Genomic DNA, 17,425 nt, shown 5'->3' on the forward strand with positions numbered 1-17,425 from the left:
AAACGATTGGAACTGAATGATTCAGCCGTCAACGGAACGAAATGCTAAAAATTAAGCGAAGCGGATCAACGAAGATTATGTTTTGGACGTTTGATTTAAAGTGTCACTGATTCGATTCGCCCAAGCGGTGGCTTCCAGTTCCATTGCGGTGAAATCGTTCAGGCTGAGAAAACCGAGGTCAGCCAACATGGCGGTGACAATTTCGATTTCGCCTTTTTCGTAGGCTTCTATCAGTGCCAATTGCCGTCCCAAGTATCCGCGCCGGGAAACCAGCGCTTCGCTCATGTCCTTCTGGATGCTGAGTGTTCCCACTAGTTCGGACATTTCCATGCCGAGCAAGGTATCGAGTAGCGACAGAATGCCGACCATGAAAGCGCGGTCCTGGTGATTTTTGTCGTGCGGACGATCGGCTTTGGCGATCGACTCGAGCAATTTACCGCGGACCGTCGCAACCTGCATGAGCGCGTCCGAGGTGCTGCCATCCCGTTGTTTGGCGGCGTAGAGCAATATTTGCACCCAGCGCTGCAATTGCTTGCGGCCGATGATCATGATTGCCCGCTTAATCGAATTGATGGTGCTGGGGAGGCCGCTTGCGGCGGAATTGACCATGCGCAGCAGGTTATAGCTTAAACCGGGTTGATATTTCAGTTCATTTTCTATTTCACCGACTTCGCTATCGCGCACCACCAGCAATAATAGTTTTAACAGCGATAATTTGGATGGATCGATGCGTTTGCCGGAAATGATTTCCGGTTGCGCAAAATAAAATCCTTGCAGCATTTGAAAATCTAATGCGATGCATTGCTTGGCAATCTCCTGGCTTTCCACCTTTTCGGCTAATAAAAGCACAGGCCAGCGTCGCAATGTTCTTATCAGACCGGTGAGCTTTTCATGGCTCAGCGCAGCGACATTTATCTTGACCACGTTGATCAGCGGCATGAGCCGATCCAGCCGGCTGTCGATGTCAATCACATTTGAAAGCGCCAGTTGGTATCCTTTATGTTTCAGAAAGATGCAGCGCTCGATCAGCTCGTCGGTAATTTCGATGTTTCTTAAGATTTCGAAGACGACATGTTTTTTCGGGAGCATGCAAATGGCATCATGCATGAGCATCTCTGTATCGACCTTGATGAAGCCGCGCCGTTTACCAATGACGTTTTCGATCCCTAATTGACCGTATGTATCAATGATGACATTCGCGGAAGCGGCAGAATTGTCTGAAACAGAGACGGCATTATCATGATTGGCGCGAAACAAGAGTTCATATGCGACCAATTTCTGCTTGCAATCAAGGATTGGTAGCCTGCCGAGATAAACTTCCTTCATAAATTCTCCAGTGTTACCTGTCTGCGCTGCTTTTCATTCCTATCGTATGACGTTCATAATTTCGGTCACTTGCAATTTGGCAACGGTCATGAGCGATTCAACAATTTCGGCGGTTAATCCCATATCACTCCATAGTGCGAAGGCCCGGTCGGATACCGCTTTATCCAGAGTAACTTGTTGATTGGTGCAAGGGCTGATCGACATGGCAATATAGATCGCGGCACACAATGTTTTGGCATCGTATTCAAATTCTTTGTCTTTCGGGGAATTACATTGGCATTCGACCAACTTCCAGATATTGGGCGGCAACTTCCACTGTCTTAGAAGCTCGGCACCCAGTTGCGCCTGAGTAAAACCGAAAATCTTGCGTTCCGCTGCTGCAACCGCCTCTTCTCCCTTATGCATATAACTCAGCACCTCAACGGATTCTTTCGGATACTGATTAAAAAGGACCAATCGTCCAACGGCATGTAACAAGCCGGCAATAAAGAATCGTTCCCTGCCAGCCACACTGGACGACAGTAACCGGGCTGTTACACCGCAAGTAATGCTATGATTCCAGAAGGTATCCATGTCGACCAGTTCGGTGGAAATACCTTTGAAGGCGGAAGTCACGGAGGTGGCGATGACGATGTTGCGCAATTCCTTATGGCCAATGATGGCGATGGCTTTTGATATGTTTTCCACTTTGCCGGAAAAGCCGAAATAAGAGCTATTGGCAAATTTCAGTAATTTTGCGGTCAATGCAGGGTCGCTGGAAATTACACGCTCCAATTCGGAGTTGGTTTCTTCGCCTGAGTCGATTAGCTCGTTGACGCGTATGACTACGTCAGGTAATGAAAAGATTGAGCGAACGTTTGCAACTATCGTCTGTGGATCCATTTGAATTAAGCAAAGGTTATTTTAATCAATGGCTTCTTGAATTCCATAGAAAGGCTGTCCAGACATTGCAGAGCAATTAAATCTGGCCCGATCTAATGAAAGGTTCAAGGGAATAATTAACCTGTGAAGCAGGATTATTTTCCTGCGTAAGATTAATTCAACCGACCCGGAATGCAGTCAAAGATTAAGCGGTGAAAATGACCGGATTTCAAAAAGAGTGACGAAGAAAAGCGCTAATTAGCTTTATTCTCTGTGGATTTGGTGGAGATCAGCCCAAGGTATTTTGCGTGGAGTTGTTCCTTGCTTTCTACTTTATTGGGATTGGTTGTGATGCAATCGACCGGGCATACTTCCACGCATTGCGGCACGTCGTAGTGCCCGACGCATTCAGTGCATAAATCCGGATTGATTTGGTAAATTTCTTCACCTTGCGAGATGGCGCCGTTCGGGCACTCAGGTTCGCAGACATCACAGTTGATACATTCGTCAGTAATGATTAATGCCATGGTTACACTTAAAAAGATTGGGTTATCTTGTCACGCAGCTTTTGCGCGACCAGCGGATGAACAAACGCGTCCGCATTACCGCCTAAAGATGCGATCTCCCGGACGATCGTTGCGGAAATAAACATATATTGCTCGGATGGCGTCATGAATAACGTTTCAACATCCGGATACAAGCTGCGGTTCATGCCCGCCATTTGAAATTCATATTCAAAATCCGAAGCGGCGCGCAAGCCGCGCAGAATAATCCGTGCGTCCTGTTGCTGCAGAAAATTCATCAACAAACCGGAGAAAGCCAGGATTTTAACATTAGCGCAATCGGATAGCACTTGCTGGGCCATTGCCACTCGTTCTTCCAACGTAAAGAAAGGTTTCTTGCTGCTGCTAACCGCCACCGCTACCACGACTTGGTCAAACAATCGAGATGCTCGCCGGACAAGATCTTCGTGACCTCGTGTGATCGGATCAAAAGTCCCGGGATAAATGGCTTTATCCATGATTAACATACTCCATCAGTTTGTAATGAACCGTTCCTGCTTTGGCACTGCGAAAAGCGCGCCACTGCTGATCGATAGCCCAGTCGCGATTGGCTTCGGCATAAACGAGTCCGCTTTGCTTGAGATGCGGTGGCAGTAAAGGCATGATTTGGTCAGTTAATTCAGCGCGGTAAGGCGGATCAAGAAAAATGACATCAAATGTACGGGTATCGGAATTTAGAAACTTGAGTGCGTCCATCATTACCAGTTCCACCTGACTGGCTTGCAATTTTTCCTTGTTTTCCCGCAATGCTTGAATATTTTTGGCATCCTTGTCCACCATGACAACCAATGCAGCGTCGCGGGATGCGGCTTCAAAACCCAATGCACCGCTGCCTGCAAACAGATCCAGGCAAGCCAGGTCACTTAAATCCTGCCCAAGCCAATTAAATACCGTTTCACGAATCCGATTGGCAGTAGGCCTCAGATCCGGGTGCTCAGGAAAAGTTAACAGCCGGCTGCGCCACTGGCCGCCGATAATGCGGATTTTCCCCCGGACTGCCATCACATTATGAATTATTCAACCGCGCCAACGATGACGGCGACCATGCCATCCGGTTGAATCCTGCGTTGAAAGGCCTGCCGGATTTGTTCGACAGTCACCGCTTCAACAGCTACCAGATAATCCGTTAGAAACGTCAGTGGTAATTGATAGAAGCCGATGACCGACAAGAATCCTAATATTTTGTTGTTACTGTCGATCCGCAGTGGAAAGCCGCCGATAATGTTTTGCTTTGCCGCCACTAATTCCGCTTCGGTTGGACCGTTCTCGACAAAATTTTTCAATACTTGCTGCACCAGTGCGAACGCATCTTCGGATTGTTCTTTTTTAGTCTGCAGGCCCACTAAAAAAGGCCCTTGTTCTTTAAAAGGTGAAAAGAAACTGTAAACGCTATAAGCCAAGCCGCGTTGCTGCCGGACTTCCTCCATCAGACGGGAAACAAATCCTCCGCCACCCAAAATATGATTTCCAACCAACAGCGGGAAATAGTCGGGATCATTCCGGCGCAATCCTGGGTAAGCCAATTGAATGTGGCTTTGGGCTGCCGGATGCGATATCCGCTTGATGCCTGCCTGAGGGATGGATACTGCGGGAATCATCGTTTCAGCTTCTTTAGCAGGCAGTTTTTCGGTTAACCGTTCCGCTATAGCAGCCGCTTCTTGCCGGGTTACATCACCGATCATCGCGATAATCGCGTTCTTTGCAACATAATGGGTGCGGTAAAAGGCGATCAGATCTTCCCGCTGCAAGCGGTTCAGCGTTTCGATTTCACCCGTTTCAGTAAGTCCGTAAGGGTGTTGCCCGTACAACATTTTCATCAGTTCGCGATCGCCGATATAGTCCGGCTTGGTGCTCGATTCTTTGATGCTGGCAGCGATTCGTGTTTTTTCACGTGTTACGACGTTTTTGGGAAACTCAGGTCGCTGAATGATGCGTGCAAATATGTCCAGTGCTTGTGTCCGCTCTTTTTCGCTACTGAGTGTGCGCAGTGAAACGCCGGCGCGGTCCCGGTCAAATTGATTCTTTAGCTGCGCGCCGACATCTGCGAGTGCAGTGGCGACCTGGTCTTCCGATAATCCGCCGGCTCCCAGACTCAGCAAATGTTGCACGAGACCGGCGCGTCCTGATTTATCGGGGGAGTCCATGCTACTGCCCGCAGCGAACTCGATACTGACATCCAAAATCGGCAGATCATGGTTCTCCACGAAGTATACCCGTGCGCCGCTGGATGTTTCCCAGTATTGAATTGATAATGAAGCTGAAAGCCAAGGTGAAAATAAACCAATCAAAACGGCTAAAAAAAATTGCTTGATTTGCACTAAAATCTCCTAAAGTGCGCTCAGTCAGCGCAAATAATTTTGAAACCTCGATTGCATTTAACCACTATTGCGAAGCCCGGCTGTGACGCCGTTGATCGTAAGGTGGATGGAGCGCTTGACATCCTCGCTGTCTTCTCCGGAACGGTAGCGGCGCAATAATTCGACCTGCAAATGATTCAGCGGATCGATATAAGGCGTCCTGTTGCGGATGCTTCGAGCCAGGGTCGGATTATCTTGCAGTAATTCTGTTCGGCCGGTTATCGCAAACAGCCATTTCTGGCTTCTGTCACGTTCTTCCTGAATTCGTTTAAAAATCTGTTGGCGCAATGCCACATCTTCGACCAATTCCGCATAGCGGGAAGCAATACCCATGTCAGTCTTGGCCAGAACCATATCCATATTCGATAATAGCGTTTGCATAAACGGCCATTTCTGGTGCATTTCCTGCAACAGTGCAAGCCCGTCATGACCGGATTGCGATACAAACGCTTCCACCGCATGGCCAAAACCATACCAACCCGGCAACATCATGCGGCTAAGGCTCCAGCTGAATACCCAAGGGATTGCTCGTAGATCCTCGATGGTATCGGAGTTTTTCCGGGACGGAGGGCGGCTGCCGATATGCAGGCCCGCCATTTCCCGGATCGGTGTTGATTCCAGAAAGAATTGCTTGAATCCCGGTGTTTCATAGACAAGATTCCGATAAGCCGTGAATGATGCGGATGCCAGTTTCTCCATGACAGGATAAAAGCGATCCGAATTCGTGCCAAGTGAATCGTGACTGAGCAGCGTCGCTTCCATCGTCGCCGCCACCAGGGTTTCCAAATTGCGCCGCCCGATTTCGGGTTCGGCATATTTGCTGCTGATGACTTCGCCTTGTTCAGTCAACCGTATTTGACCGTTGACGCTACCAGGCGGTTGCGCCAGAATACTTTGGTAACTCGGTCCGCCGCCTCGTCCCACGGTGCCGCCACGGCCGTGAAACAACCGCAATTCAATCTGGTGCTTGGCAAAAATTCTTGTAAGCTCGATTTCCGCTTTATAAATTTCCCAATTCGAAGTGATAAAGCCGCCGTCTTTGTTGCTATCCGAGTAACCAAGCATTACTTCTTGCACATTGCCGCGCGAAATCAGAAGCTTGCGATAATAGGGCAATGAAAATAACTGATCGATGATTTTGTTGCAGTTTCGCAAATCCGAGATCGTTTCGAACAATGGAATGATGTTAAGGTGTAATTGCGGAGATTCACCGCTTTGTAATAGACCGACTTGTTGCAGTAAATAAGCGACTTCCAGGACATTGATGATGCTGGTTGTCATGGAAATAATGTAGTTCGGCAGGGCGGCACGGCCGAATCGCCGGTGAATGTCGGCTGCACAGTGCAAAATGGATAATTCCGATTGAGCCAGTTCGGAAAAATCATCATATGACGATAGTATCGGCCGGGGTTGGCTGATTTCTTGCAACAGCCACTCGATGCGCTGGGTCTCGTCAAGTTGCGCATAACCGTTTTTGCCGCTGTGATGTTCGTATAATTCGCTGACTACTTGCTCGTGGATCTTACTGTGCTGCCGCATATCCAGCGGAGTTAAATGAAATCCGAATACATCCGCTGCACGCCGCAAATTGCGTAGCGCTCCTCGGGCGATCCAAGCGGATTTGTGCTGTTTCAATGAGTCAATGATGATATCGAGATCGCGCAAAAACTCCGCGCAATCGGAATACGGTTCTCTCTTTTCCGCCGTACTCAGTTGCAAAACTTGGTGTCCGAATTGTTGCGCGGTTGCCACCAAACGTGCAGCGATACTGAGAAAGATCCGGCGATAAGGCTCATCGGATCGGTTGGGAATATCGGGGGCGCTGGCCACTAATCGCTTGACGTCATCGCTGACGTTAACCAATTGTTCGGTTAGACTCATCGAACGGCCGATTTTTTGTGCTGTTTCTATGTAATAAGTTAGCGCAACTGATGATTGCCGCTCAACCGCGCGCAACATTACATCATGCGTGACAAATGGATTGCCATCGCGATCGCCGCCAATCCAGCTGCCAATTCGTAAGAAAGAGGTAACCGCAGGAATATCGTGCTTATTCAGGCGATGTTCGAGAAAATCCTCGATCTTTGCATAAATATGGGGAATTTCGGACAAGAATGTATAACTGTAAAAAGCCAGGCCGTTTTCGATTTCATCGTTAACCGATAACCGACTAGGCCGTAGCATACGTGTTTGCCACAGAATCTCGATGGTTGCACGTAAGTTTTCTTCGTTATGACGTAATTCGTTAGGTGTCAGCTCGGTTCGCGCCCGTTCTCTTAACAATCGCTCAATAGTCAACTGGCAATCCAATATACTCCGGCGCTGCACTTCTGTCGGATGCGCTGTTAAAACAGGCGAAACAACCGCTTTCTTAAAGAAATCGAATAGAATAGCGGGTGCGTTGTTGTCGCTGGACAACACACGTTCAAGCGCCAGTGTCAAACTACCGTCCTGAAGCGGTGAACCAGCACGCAGGTGCGCGCGGCGGCGGCGGTTATGATGAACATCCTCAGCGATATTGGAAAGCAGTGAAAAATAACTGAATGCGCGCACAACCGGCAATGAGTCATCATCGCTCAAACGTTTCAGCAGCGTATCCAACTCTTGGCGAGCAATCGGGTCCTGGTCCCGGTGAAAACGAATCGCGGTTTGACGGATATTCTCGACGAGTTCGAACGCATCATCCCCTTCTTGCTCGCGCAAAGTATCACCCAGCATGCGCCCAAGAAAGCGGATGTCTTCGCGCAGGGGTAAATCTTTGTCGTCTAAAATGTTATCACTCACGCTATATTTTCCTGAATCGGCAGCTTCCATTTCATGACACTTCCACGGTTAAAAATGAACCCGGTGTGTACTTCCGGCAAGCCAAGTGAGCACCAGCCATGCTAAAATTACTTACTTTAGGAATTTCTTGATTTTTTTTCATCTTATATCGTAATGCCCAATTCACTATTAATACCCCGGAAAATCGTCATTGCTTCCCGGGAAAGTTTGCTTGCAATGTGGCAAGCCAAATACATCCAGAAACGTTTAAGCGAATTATACCCGCAAACTGAAATCAGCATACTTGGTATGACAACCCGCGGAGATCAGATTCTCGATCAGTCGCTATCAAAAATTGGCGGGAAAGGCTTATTTATCAAAGAGCTTGAGCAAGCTTTGGAAGACGGTCGTGCCGATATTGCGGTGCACTCCATGAAAGACATGCCGATGAATGTGCCGGAAGGGTTTCAGTTGGCCGCTATTACAGAGCGGGAAGATCCGCGCGATGCGTTTGTATCAAATCGCTACACTTCATTAGATGCATTGCCGCACGGAAGCGTGGTGGGAACTTCGAGTTTGCGGCGTGAGAGTCAATTGCGCGCAAAGTTTCCACAGCTTCAGGTGCAACCGTTACGCGGCAACGTGCAGACCAGGTTACGCAAGCTCGATGAAGAGCAATATGCAGCGATTATATTGGCAGCGGCGGGTTTGAAACGCCTTGAGCTTTCCGCCCGTATCACTGCATTGCTGGATCCTGATCAAAGTTTACCGGCGGTTGGGCAAGGCGCGCTTGGGATCGAATGCCGGGCGGATCGCGCCGACTTGGTGGAGTTGCTGCAACCGCTCCATCACCAGGAAACAGCGTACTGTGTCGAGGCTGAACGTTCCATGAGCCGCGTGCTAGGAGGTAGCTGTCAGGTTCCACTGGGTGCTTTCGCAGAAATTATCGGGGATTCCCTTCAGTTGCGCGGTTTCGTTGCGCAACCCGATGGGCGGCGCATCGTCACCGGCGCTTTGGCTGGAAAACCGGAAACCGGTATTGCGATGGGGCAGCAGTTGGCTCAAAAATTGATTGCGGACGGTGCTGACGAGATTTTAGCGGCGCTAGTGCCAGCAGATGGATGGTAATGACATCCTCAGACAATAAACAACTCGCCGGGCTGAATATATTGGTAACCCGCCCAATTCATCAGGCGACTGTTCTCGCCGCAAGTATCCGTTCTTTAGGCGGCAATCCGATAGTCCTTCCAACATTGGAAATAGCGGATATCGATGATTATTCTCTGTTATGGGAAATAATTGACCGGCTGAACAAATTTGACTGGGCTTTGTTCGTTAGTCCCAATGCAGTAAACAAAGCAATGCCGTTAATAACTTCCCGGTGTACCTTGCCGTCTCATTTGAAAATAGCCGCGGTCGGTAAAGGCACCGCAGATACCTTGTTGCAATATGGTATCAGAGACATTTTGATTCCCAAAGGTAAGTTTGACAGCGAAGCATTGCTTGAGTGTAGAGAGTTTGCGGATATGACGGGCAAGCGCGTCGTTATTTTCAGGGGCTTAGGCGGCCGCCAATTGTTGGGAAATACACTCACACAACGTGGCGCAGTTGTTGAGTATGCCGAATGTTATATCCGCAAAAAACCCGAGATTGATACCACTCTGTTGCTATCCGATTGGTCGCAAGGCCAGCTTCATGCGGTCATTGTCACCAGCAGCGAAGGGCTTCATAATTTATTTGACATAATAGGTGGGCTTGGCCAACAATTACTGAAAGTAACACCAGTAATTACAACACATGAACGTATTGCGCAAGCAGCAAAAAAATTGGGATTGGAAAAAGTTGTTATAGCGCCGTCACCAGGCGATGCCGACGTGTTGGAAAGTATCTGTACATATTTTCAATCGACTGAGAATAGCTCTGCATAATATGACATGAAATAAGCATTCAAATTAATAAGAATGCGCAATCATAATATTGGATTAGTCGTTTGCATTTGTTTTTGGTATTAAGGTAGTTTGCAACCTGTAGTTCAATATAAACAATGATCGACTCTACTGCAATGAGGGGAATATATGAAACTAATACTTTGGCTATTGGCGCTTTTTGCTGCCGCTGTAGCTGTCACTTTAGCTGCTAAAGACCTGACCGGGCGAGCTTTGCTCGAGATGCCGCCCTATCAAATTGAATTGTCGCTTGATCACTTTGTTATTGGCGCTATCGTAGCTTTTTTTGTATTTTACATTCTTGTTCGCTTAATTCTCGGGATATTTCAGTTCAACGAACGGCATCGGCATAAAAAAACTGATGAAATGTTACTTTCGGGAATGAAAGCCTTTTTTGACGGAGATTTCACTAAAGCGCAAAAAAATGCTGCAATTGCATCAAAGTTGGCGGATTCATCGATTGCCAAAGCACTCGGTGCTGTCATTGCTGCTCGGTCAGCACAGGTACTCGGAGCAACCGCAGATCGTGATCAATATCTACGATCGGCACTAGCAGAAGCCCCAGATGAGAAATCGTTGTGTCTTGCAGCAAAAACAGAGTTTTTGCTGGATGAGGGACGTTATCAAGATGCTTTAAATACTTTGCATGCTTTGTATTCTGAAGGTGGGTTGCAGTCAACGGCTGTATTGCAACTGGAATTGGAAGCTCAGAAACAGGCGGGCAATTGGGATGCGGTGATCGAGTTAGCTGAAATTCTAGCAAAACGCGCCTCGACTAATAAAGCGTGGGTAAAAAAAATTAAGCATGAGGCGCAAATAGAGAGTATTCGCAGCAAAGCTACTGATTTACAGTCATTAAACCAATATTGGCAAAGTATTTCCCCTATTGAGAAAATGGATAGCAAAATATCCGTCGCAGCGGTTCGTGCTTATGTTGCGCTAGGGAACTGCACCATGGCTCATCAGATTATCGAGCAAAACGTTCCCATGACTTGGGATAATGAGCTAATAGCACTTTATTCGGAATGTTTGGACTATCATGTTCACCGACAAATTGAATGTGCCGAGGTATGGTTACGATCTCAACCCAACAACGCACAATTATTATTGACGTTGGGTAAATTATGTACGCATTGTGAGCTTTGGGGTAAGGCGCAGAATTATTTAGAAGCCAGTTTATCAGTTGAATCCGGACATAAAGCGCATTTTGCGTTGGCCCAGTTAAATGAGAAGTTAGGTAAACATGAGCTGGCAATGAGTCATTATAATAAAGGACTTGAATTGACTCTGAAGCATCTGAGCTAGGTTATTTGGGTTCGTTCTGCACAGCGGAAGGGTTGCTGGTTGAAGGTGTAAATACATCGGAGAAGAAAGCATCTTTGGGTAAATTACGATGGCTGGTGAAATCTTGATAAGCAGCTTTAACCATCGCAGGGGCGCCGCAAGCGTACACTTGATGGTTTGCTAAAGTTTCGAAGTCTTGCATAACCGCTTCGTGCACTAAACCGGTTCTTCCCTTCCACTCATCGGTAGCTAATGGCTCCGATAATACCGGAACGAAAGAGAAGTTTTCGTGTTGTTGCCAGCTAGCCGCTAAATCGGCTAAATATAAGTCGGCTTTTGTGCGCGCACCCCAGTAAAGGATCATTTTGCGTTTGTGGTTTCGTTTGTTTTCTTGATAAAAAACATGCTCGAGAATGCTTTTGATAGGTGCGAAGCCTGTACCACTTGCCAAGAAGATGATCGAAGTAGCTTTCTCATCAACTGCCTCACGCAGAAAGAATGATCCAAGTGGTCCGGTAAATCGAAGGATATCCTTTACTTTCATGTGATTGAAAACAAATTCGGTAAACGCGCCTCCGGGGTAGTTACGTGCATGTAATTGCAATAACTCATCGTCATGGGGTGGGTTGGCTAAAGAGAAGCTTCGACGTTTACCATCTTTGAGAAGAATGTCGATGTATTGGCCCGCTAAAAATTGCAATCGTTGGTTCGCAGGAAGTTTGAGAGAAATAACCATGACATCGGGGGCGACAAGCTCAAGTTTTTGCACGCGGCACGGTAGTGTCTTGATTTGTATTTCTTTTGTGGCATCGATTTCATGGCATTCTATGATCAAATCGGATAATGGAATGGCGCAACAAAATAAGGCGCTGCCTGATTTTTTTTCATCCACTGTCAAAGCTTCATCGCTATGATCCCCGTAATCAACTTCTCCTTGGATGATTTTTCCCTTACAAACCCCGCAAGATCCATTCCGGCAACCATAAGGCAGTGCAAAGCCTTCACGGAGAGCAGCTTCAAGAATGGTTTCACCGGGTTCTGCAGATAACACATGTCCGCTTGGTTGAATGATGATTTGATGCGCCATTGAGCACTGATTAAGTATTGGTATAGAAGAAAAATTATTTAAATGAAAAAAACACTATTAATGGTTGGTTGCGGTGATATTGCTCTAAGAACAGCACCATTATTGCAAGATAGATACCGGGTGCTTGGTTTGTATCGTAATTTGAAAAGCATTGACCGTTTGCGATCACATGGCATTATTCCAATCTACGGTGATCTCGATTTCCCGAAGACTCTAAAAAAACTTGCAGGAATAGTGCAAGTTGTTTTGCATTTGGCCCCGCCGCCCGGTTACGGATTGCACGATCTCAGAACGACACATTTGCTGTCCGCCCTTAGCAGGCCAACCAAAACCCATAAACGGATTCTACCACAACAGCTTATCTATATCAGTACCAGCGGGGTGTATGGTGACTGCCATGGGGCCTTAATCGATGAAACATATCCTGTTCGTCCTGTAAATGAACGTGCGATTCGTAGAGTTGATGCCGAAAAACAAGTACGTCGTTGGGGAGAGCGAGAACATGTCCATGTGGCAATTTTACGCGTGCCAGGTATTTATGCGGAGAACAGATTGCCCCTGAATCGTTTGCGAGAAAATCACCCAGCACTTATCGATGTCGAGGATAGCTTTACAAATCATATTCATGCGGATGATCTTGCTCGTATCATTTGTGCTGCTATCAATTATGCGAAACCTCATCGGATCTATCATGCGAGTGATAATTCACAGCTTAAAATGGGGCAGTATTTTGATTTGGTTGCCGATCATTTCGGCTTGCCACGGCCTCCCCGTATTTCGCGCGATCAAGCACAGCAACAAATTTCTCCAGCAATGTTGTCTTTCATGAATGAATCCAGGCTTCTCAATAATCTTCGGATAAAAAAAGAATTGCGCGTCAAATTTATGTATCCGACCGTGAGTGATGGCGTAAATGTTGTAGAACCAGAGATTTAGCAAAGATAAATTGAATTAAGATCCAGCATTTTCTTTTCAAATATTTTTTCTCAGTAAGACTTTAAACTGTGCCGTTAACCTGGGACAAGATTGAATAACCATCCGCGATTATCGAGCAGAAGTGAAGCTTGATTTTGCTTGTTTGGTTATTTTGTTCTGTTGATTTCATAAATTCCGGAGTTTTAAGGAGTTAAATTATGGCGACTCTCATAGCACAATCAGAAAAGAAATTAAAAGAAACTAATTATTCATGGGAAGGTAAAGACAAAACTGGGAAGCAACTAAAAGGTGAAATGCGTGCTGCAGGAACTGTTGTTGTAACCGCGACATTACGTCGGCAAGGCATAAAAGTAACAAAAATCAAGAAAACGCAGTCTGGCGGTAAAATTACCGATAAAGACATCACGCTGTTCACCCGTCAGTTAGCAACCATGATGAAATCCGGTGTGCCGTTATTACAAGCTTTTGATATCGTTGCCAGAGGACATACCAATCGTGCTGTAAGTAAGCTTCTGATTGATATTAAAACAGATGTGGAGACGGGTAGTAACTTAACGGATGCATTTCGAAAATATCCGCTTTACTTTGATGCACTCTATTGTAACCTGGTCGGTGCAGGTGAGGCTGCAGGGATACTCGATAGCATTTTAGATCGTTTGGCGACCTATAAAGAAAAAATTCAAGCGATCAAAGGAAAAATAAAATCCGCACTTTTTTATCCGATCTCCATCATCGTGGTAGCTTTTATCATTACTGCCGTGATAATGATTTTTGTGATTCCGGCGTTTAAAGATTTGTTTGAAGGCTTTGGTGCTGACTTGCCAGCTCCAACACTCTTGGTCATGACAATTTCCGATTTTTTTGTGGATTATTGGTGGGCCATTTTTGGTATTGTTGGTGGTAGCGTTTATGGATTCATGTATGCATGGAAGAGATCGGTTCCGATGCAACGCATTATGGACCGTTTCATGTTAAAACTGCCGATTTTTGGGGAAGTTATCCGTAAAGCGACTATCGCACGTTGGTCACGTACGCTTTCCACAATGTTTGCAGCCGGGGTTCCACTAGTTGATTCATTGGATTCGGTTGCTGGAGCAGCTGGAAATTATATTTATTATGAAGCAACAAAAAACATTCAGCTTGAAGTCAGTACTGGCAATAGTCTGATGGCCTCAATGGCTGGCGCCAATGTATTTCCAAGCATGGTTATCCAAATGGTCGCTATCGGTGAAGAAGCTGGGTCACTGGATTCGATGCTGGGTAAAATTGCCGATTTCTACGAAGCGGAAGTTGATGATGCGGTTGCCGCGCTTTCAAGTTTGATGGAGCCAATGATTATGGTTGTGCTGGGAACATTAATTGGTGGCATGGTAGTCGCCATGTACTTGCCAATTTTCAAAATGGGATCAGTCGTTAGTTAAATCAAATGGTTGATAATCCGATTGAGTTCATTCGCATATGACTACGACTTATCTTACTATGTTGCAAGAGGAGCCTGGAGTATTCATCACGGCGGTTTCTATCCTTGGGCTAATGGTTGGGAGTTTTTTGAATGTCGTCATATATCGTTTGCCGGAAATGATGCGAAGAAATTGGTCAGAGCAATGTGCGGAATTGCGAGGTGAGGTAGTCGAGAGACAGCCAACGTTTAACCTTATTTCCCCAAGATCCACTTGCCCCAAATGCGGACATAAGATATCTGCATGGGAAAATATACCGATTGTCAGTTATCTGGCGTTGCGAGGACGTTGTTCGCAATGCCATGAACGGATTCCTTTGCGTTATCCACTTGTTGAAGCGGTTACAGCTTTTCTAAGTGGAGTCGTTGCCTGGCATTTTGGTTTCGGCGTTATGACTGCAGCGGTTTTAATTTTTGTGTGGGCGCTCATGGTTCTGGCAGTTATTGATTTAAACACACAATTGCTACCGGATGATATAACGTTACCGTTGCTTTGGTTAGGATTGCTGATCAATTTGAACGATGTTTTTACGGATTCTCAATCATCAATTATTGGTGCTGCAGCCGGTTACTTATCATTGTGGTCAATTTATTGGAGTTTTAAGCTTTTGACAGGCAAAGAAGGAATGGGGTATGGCGATTTTAAATTGCTGTCAGCGATTGGGGCATGGTTAGGTTGGAGTATGCTCCCAGTGGTGATCGTTTTTTCTTCCTTTGTGGGGGCTGTTGTAGGTGTTGGATTGATTGTTGCAGCTAAACTGCATAAAAATATCCCGATACCCTTTGGTCCTTATCTGGTTGGTGGTGCTCTAATCGCTTTATTTTGGGGTGAAAAGCTAAACCAGAGTTACCTTGGTTTGTTCTAATTTATGACTTTTGTCGTTGGTTTAACCGGGGGAATCGGGTGTGGAAAATCAAGCGCGAGCGAATTTTTCGCTGAACTCGGTATTGTGGTTATTGATACGGATGTCATTTCCAGGCAATTAACTCAACCCAGCGGGCCAGCTATCGATCAAATCAGAAAAACATTCGGGGATACTTTTCTTGCTCGCGATGGATCGCTGGACAGAGAAAAAATGCGAAACTTGGTTTTTTCGGATCTTGAATCGAAGATAAAGCTTGAAAAGATTCTTCATCCACTCATCCTCGGTGAAGTTGTTCGGCTTGTAAAGCAGGCCCAGTCGCCATATGTCGTCGTCGTAATTCCGTTATTATTAGAAACAAACGATTACGACAAACTGATTGATCGTGTTCTTGTTATTGATTGTGAAGAGCAGCAGCAGATTTCTCGCACCATGGCGAGAAATCAGCTTTCTGAACAATTCGTCAGAGCGATTATAGTGAGCCAAGTTACCAGAAAGGATCGATTGCACGAGGCCGATGATGTCATTTTCAACGGACAGGATATTGAGTTCTTAAAAATGCAGGTCGCCCAGATTCATCGTAAGTATATGATTATGAGTGGGAATTTATAACTTTTTCAAGTTGTTCACTGAGAAATAGTTTGGGAAAATTATTTTTTTTATGAAATAATCCCATTAAAAATCGATTTTGGGAATCGCGGATTAATTCGCCAAGCAAGTTGAGATGCAAGGTGGGCAGAACGCAAGAATCGGGACCTATCATAATGATAGGTGAGTTTTTGGGGTGCCACTCAACGCAGCAAATCCCTTATGCCGGCATTTTTAGTGTTTCCTTAATTTTGGCTTTAAAATTCCTTTACTCTTCTTTGGATGCATTAATATTGTGATTTGTTACGAACACCCGCTTAATGAGCGTATCCGTACACTTCTCAGGCTTGAGGATTTATTTAATAAAATAGATTTTTTTTCTAGCAAGGATACCGCAACAGAACACCATGCTTCATTGGTTGCACTATTTGAAGTGCTTGAGATTACAAGTCGAGCCGATATTAAATCGGATCTTTTGCAAGAGTTGGAACGGCAAAAGCAGATCCTTGAGATGCTGAGGAAAAACCCGGAAGTTTCGGAAGCGGCATTGGATAGTGTGCTTACCGATATTAAGACTACTTTTCGGGAAATGCTGGTTTTCCCGGGGAAGGTTGGTGAGCATTTACGTGAGAACGAGTGGTTAATGGCGATCAAGCAGCGCATGGGCATACCTGGCGGTTGCTGTGTTTTTGATTTACCGTCGTATCATTATTGGCTTAACTTGGATCCTGCTCTGCGGCATCAAGACTTCAGTGAGTGGTTGACACCATTCAAGCCTATACGGAATGCCTTTGGGATTGTGCTGCACCTCTTAAGGAAAAGCGGTAAAACACTTCAAGTCATAGCAAACCAGGGGGTTTTTCAGCAAGCTGGATCAGAGTACTCCGCGCATTTGCTGAGAATCAACTTGAGTGACCAGTTGGCATGTGTGCCAGAAATCAGTGCTAATAAATATGCCCTGAATATTCGTTTTATCCCAACACAGTCTGGGCAAAAAAGCAGAGTTTATGAAGGTGATGTTAATTTCGAACTGACTTTCTGTAATCTTTAATATCACTTATCCTGTTTACTCAATATTGAGTTACTTTTTTTCTATCCACTGTCAGTTTGTTTACCATCGATAGGAAAAAGTGTTACAAATTGTCCCACTTGAACAGCCTGCAAGTATAAAGAGAATCCCATATTGTTCCGTAAAACAGATTCATAATTACGAGCGAAGAATCTTATTAGCAGTGAGAGCTTAAACAAGAACCTTGATAGTAGTTTAGGTGTGTCTGTACGATTTTAGATTCTAATTAAGGTGAGTTGCCTTGCCAATATTTTTATTTGGGTAATGCTTTTCGAAGAATCATGAGTTTAATTGTCGGGTATTCAATTAGCTTGTGTTGTTGA

16 protein-coding genes are annotated in these 17,425 nt (G+C 45.8%); 8 read left to right on the plus strand and 8 right to left on the minus strand.

What is annotated here, in order from left to right; all coding sequences use genetic code 11:
- Nucleotides 1-75: 75 nt before the first annotated feature.
- The 7 genes from ACV7NC_RS11160 to ppc form a co-directional block, all read right to left on the minus strand.
- Nucleotides 76-1,326 (minus strand): EAL and HDOD domain-containing protein, encoded by a 1,251-nt coding sequence (locus ACV7NC_RS11160; RefSeq protein ID WP_458152645.1) that lies wholly within the window; start codon nt 1,324-1,326, stop codon nt 76-78.
- A gap of 39 nt (nt 1,327-1,365) precedes the next feature.
- The gene (locus tag ACV7NC_RS11165) at nt 1,366-2,208 is read right to left on the minus strand and encodes an HDOD domain-containing protein (protein ID WP_458152646.1); all 843 of its coding nucleotides are present in this window, start codon (nt 2,206-2,208) and stop codon (nt 1,366-1,368) included.
- A 233-nt stretch (nt 2,209-2,441) separates the two neighbouring features.
- A complete protein-coding gene (locus ACV7NC_RS11170; RefSeq protein WP_458152647.1) occupies nt 2,442-2,714 on the minus strand; it encodes a YfhL family 4Fe-4S dicluster ferredoxin in 273 nt (90 codons plus the stop codon).
- Between the two features lie 8 nt (nt 2,715-2,722).
- Nucleotides 2,723-3,208: a pantetheine-phosphate adenylyltransferase gene (gene coaD / locus ACV7NC_RS11175; protein ID WP_458152648.1), complete on the minus strand. Its 486-nt coding sequence runs from the start codon at nt 3,206-3,208 to the stop codon at nt 2,723-2,725.
- Entirely contained in the window at nt 3,201-3,752 is a 552-nt protein-coding gene (rsmD, locus tag ACV7NC_RS11180; protein WP_458152649.1) for a 16S rRNA (guanine(966)-N(2))-methyltransferase RsmD, read from the minus strand. Before rsmD ends, coaD begins: the two co-directional genes overlap by 8 nt.
- An 11-nt stretch (nt 3,753-3,763) precedes the next feature.
- The gene (locus tag ACV7NC_RS11185) at nt 3,764-5,068 is read right to left on the minus strand and encodes a M16 family metallopeptidase (protein ID WP_458152650.1); all 1,305 of its coding nucleotides are present in this window, start codon (nt 5,066-5,068) and stop codon (nt 3,764-3,766) included.
- Nucleotides 5,069-5,125: 57 nt separating this feature from the next.
- Complete coding sequence (gene ppc, locus ACV7NC_RS11190; protein WP_458152651.1) at nt 5,126-7,921, minus strand: phosphoenolpyruvate carboxylase; 2,796 nt, start codon at nt 7,919-7,921, stop codon at nt 5,126-5,128.
- Between the two features lie 123 nt (nt 7,922-8,044).
- Between ppc and hemC the strand changes: the two genes are divergently transcribed.
- The 3 genes from hemC (at nt 8,045) to ACV7NC_RS11205 (ending at nt 11,121) form a co-directional block, all read left to right on the plus strand.
- On the plus strand, nt 8,045-8,998 hold the full coding sequence (gene hemC, locus ACV7NC_RS11195) for a hydroxymethylbilane synthase (RefSeq protein WP_458152652.1): 954 nt from the start codon (nt 8,045-8,047) through the stop codon (nt 8,996-8,998).
- Complete coding sequence (locus ACV7NC_RS11200; protein WP_458152653.1) at nt 8,998-9,798, plus strand: uroporphyrinogen-III synthase; 801 nt, start codon at nt 8,998-9,000, stop codon at nt 9,796-9,798. The genes hemC and ACV7NC_RS11200 overlap by 1 nt, the downstream gene beginning before the upstream one ends.
- A gap of 147 nt (nt 9,799-9,945) precedes the next feature.
- Nucleotides 9,946-11,121, plus strand: a complete 1,176-nt coding sequence (locus ACV7NC_RS11205) for a heme biosynthesis HemY N-terminal domain-containing protein (protein WP_458152654.1) — start codon at nt 9,946-9,948, stop codon at nt 11,119-11,121.
- A 1-nt stretch (nt 11,122) separates the two neighbouring features.
- On the opposite strand, the gene ACV7NC_RS11210 is transcribed toward ACV7NC_RS11205, so the two are convergent.
- The gene (locus tag ACV7NC_RS11210; RefSeq protein WP_458152655.1) at nt 11,123-12,187 is read right to left on the minus strand and encodes a CDP-6-deoxy-delta-3,4-glucoseen reductase; all 1,065 of its coding nucleotides are present in this window, start codon (nt 12,185-12,187) and stop codon (nt 11,123-11,125) included.
- 42 nt (nt 12,188-12,229) lie between these two features.
- Between ACV7NC_RS11210 and ACV7NC_RS11215 the strand changes: the two genes are divergently transcribed.
- The 5 genes from ACV7NC_RS11215 (at nt 12,230) to zapD (ending at nt 17,084) form a co-directional block, all read left to right on the plus strand.
- Entirely contained in the window at nt 12,230-13,123 is an 894-nt protein-coding gene (locus tag ACV7NC_RS11215) for an SDR family oxidoreductase (RefSeq protein ID WP_458152656.1), read from the plus strand.
- A gap of 197 nt (nt 13,124-13,320) precedes the next feature.
- A complete protein-coding gene (locus ACV7NC_RS11220) occupies nt 13,321-14,544 on the plus strand; it encodes a type II secretion system F family protein (RefSeq protein WP_458152657.1) in 1,224 nt (407 codons plus the stop codon).
- 37 nt (nt 14,545-14,581) lie between these two features.
- On the plus strand, nt 14,582-15,448 hold the full coding sequence (locus ACV7NC_RS11225; RefSeq protein WP_458152658.1) for a prepilin peptidase: 867 nt from the start codon (nt 14,582-14,584) through the stop codon (nt 15,446-15,448).
- A 3-nt stretch (nt 15,449-15,451) separates the two neighbouring features.
- The gene (gene coaE, locus ACV7NC_RS11230) at nt 15,452-16,057 is read left to right on the plus strand and encodes a dephospho-CoA kinase (RefSeq protein WP_458152659.1); all 606 of its coding nucleotides are present in this window, start codon (nt 15,452-15,454) and stop codon (nt 16,055-16,057) included.
- Nucleotides 16,058-16,328: 271 nt separating this feature from the next.
- Complete coding sequence (gene zapD / locus ACV7NC_RS11235) at nt 16,329-17,084, plus strand: cell division protein ZapD (RefSeq protein ID WP_458152660.1); 756 nt, start codon at nt 16,329-16,331, stop codon at nt 17,082-17,084.
- Nucleotides 17,085-17,425: the final 341 nt, after the last annotated feature.

The organism is Nitrosomonas limosa (assembly GCF_054188085.1).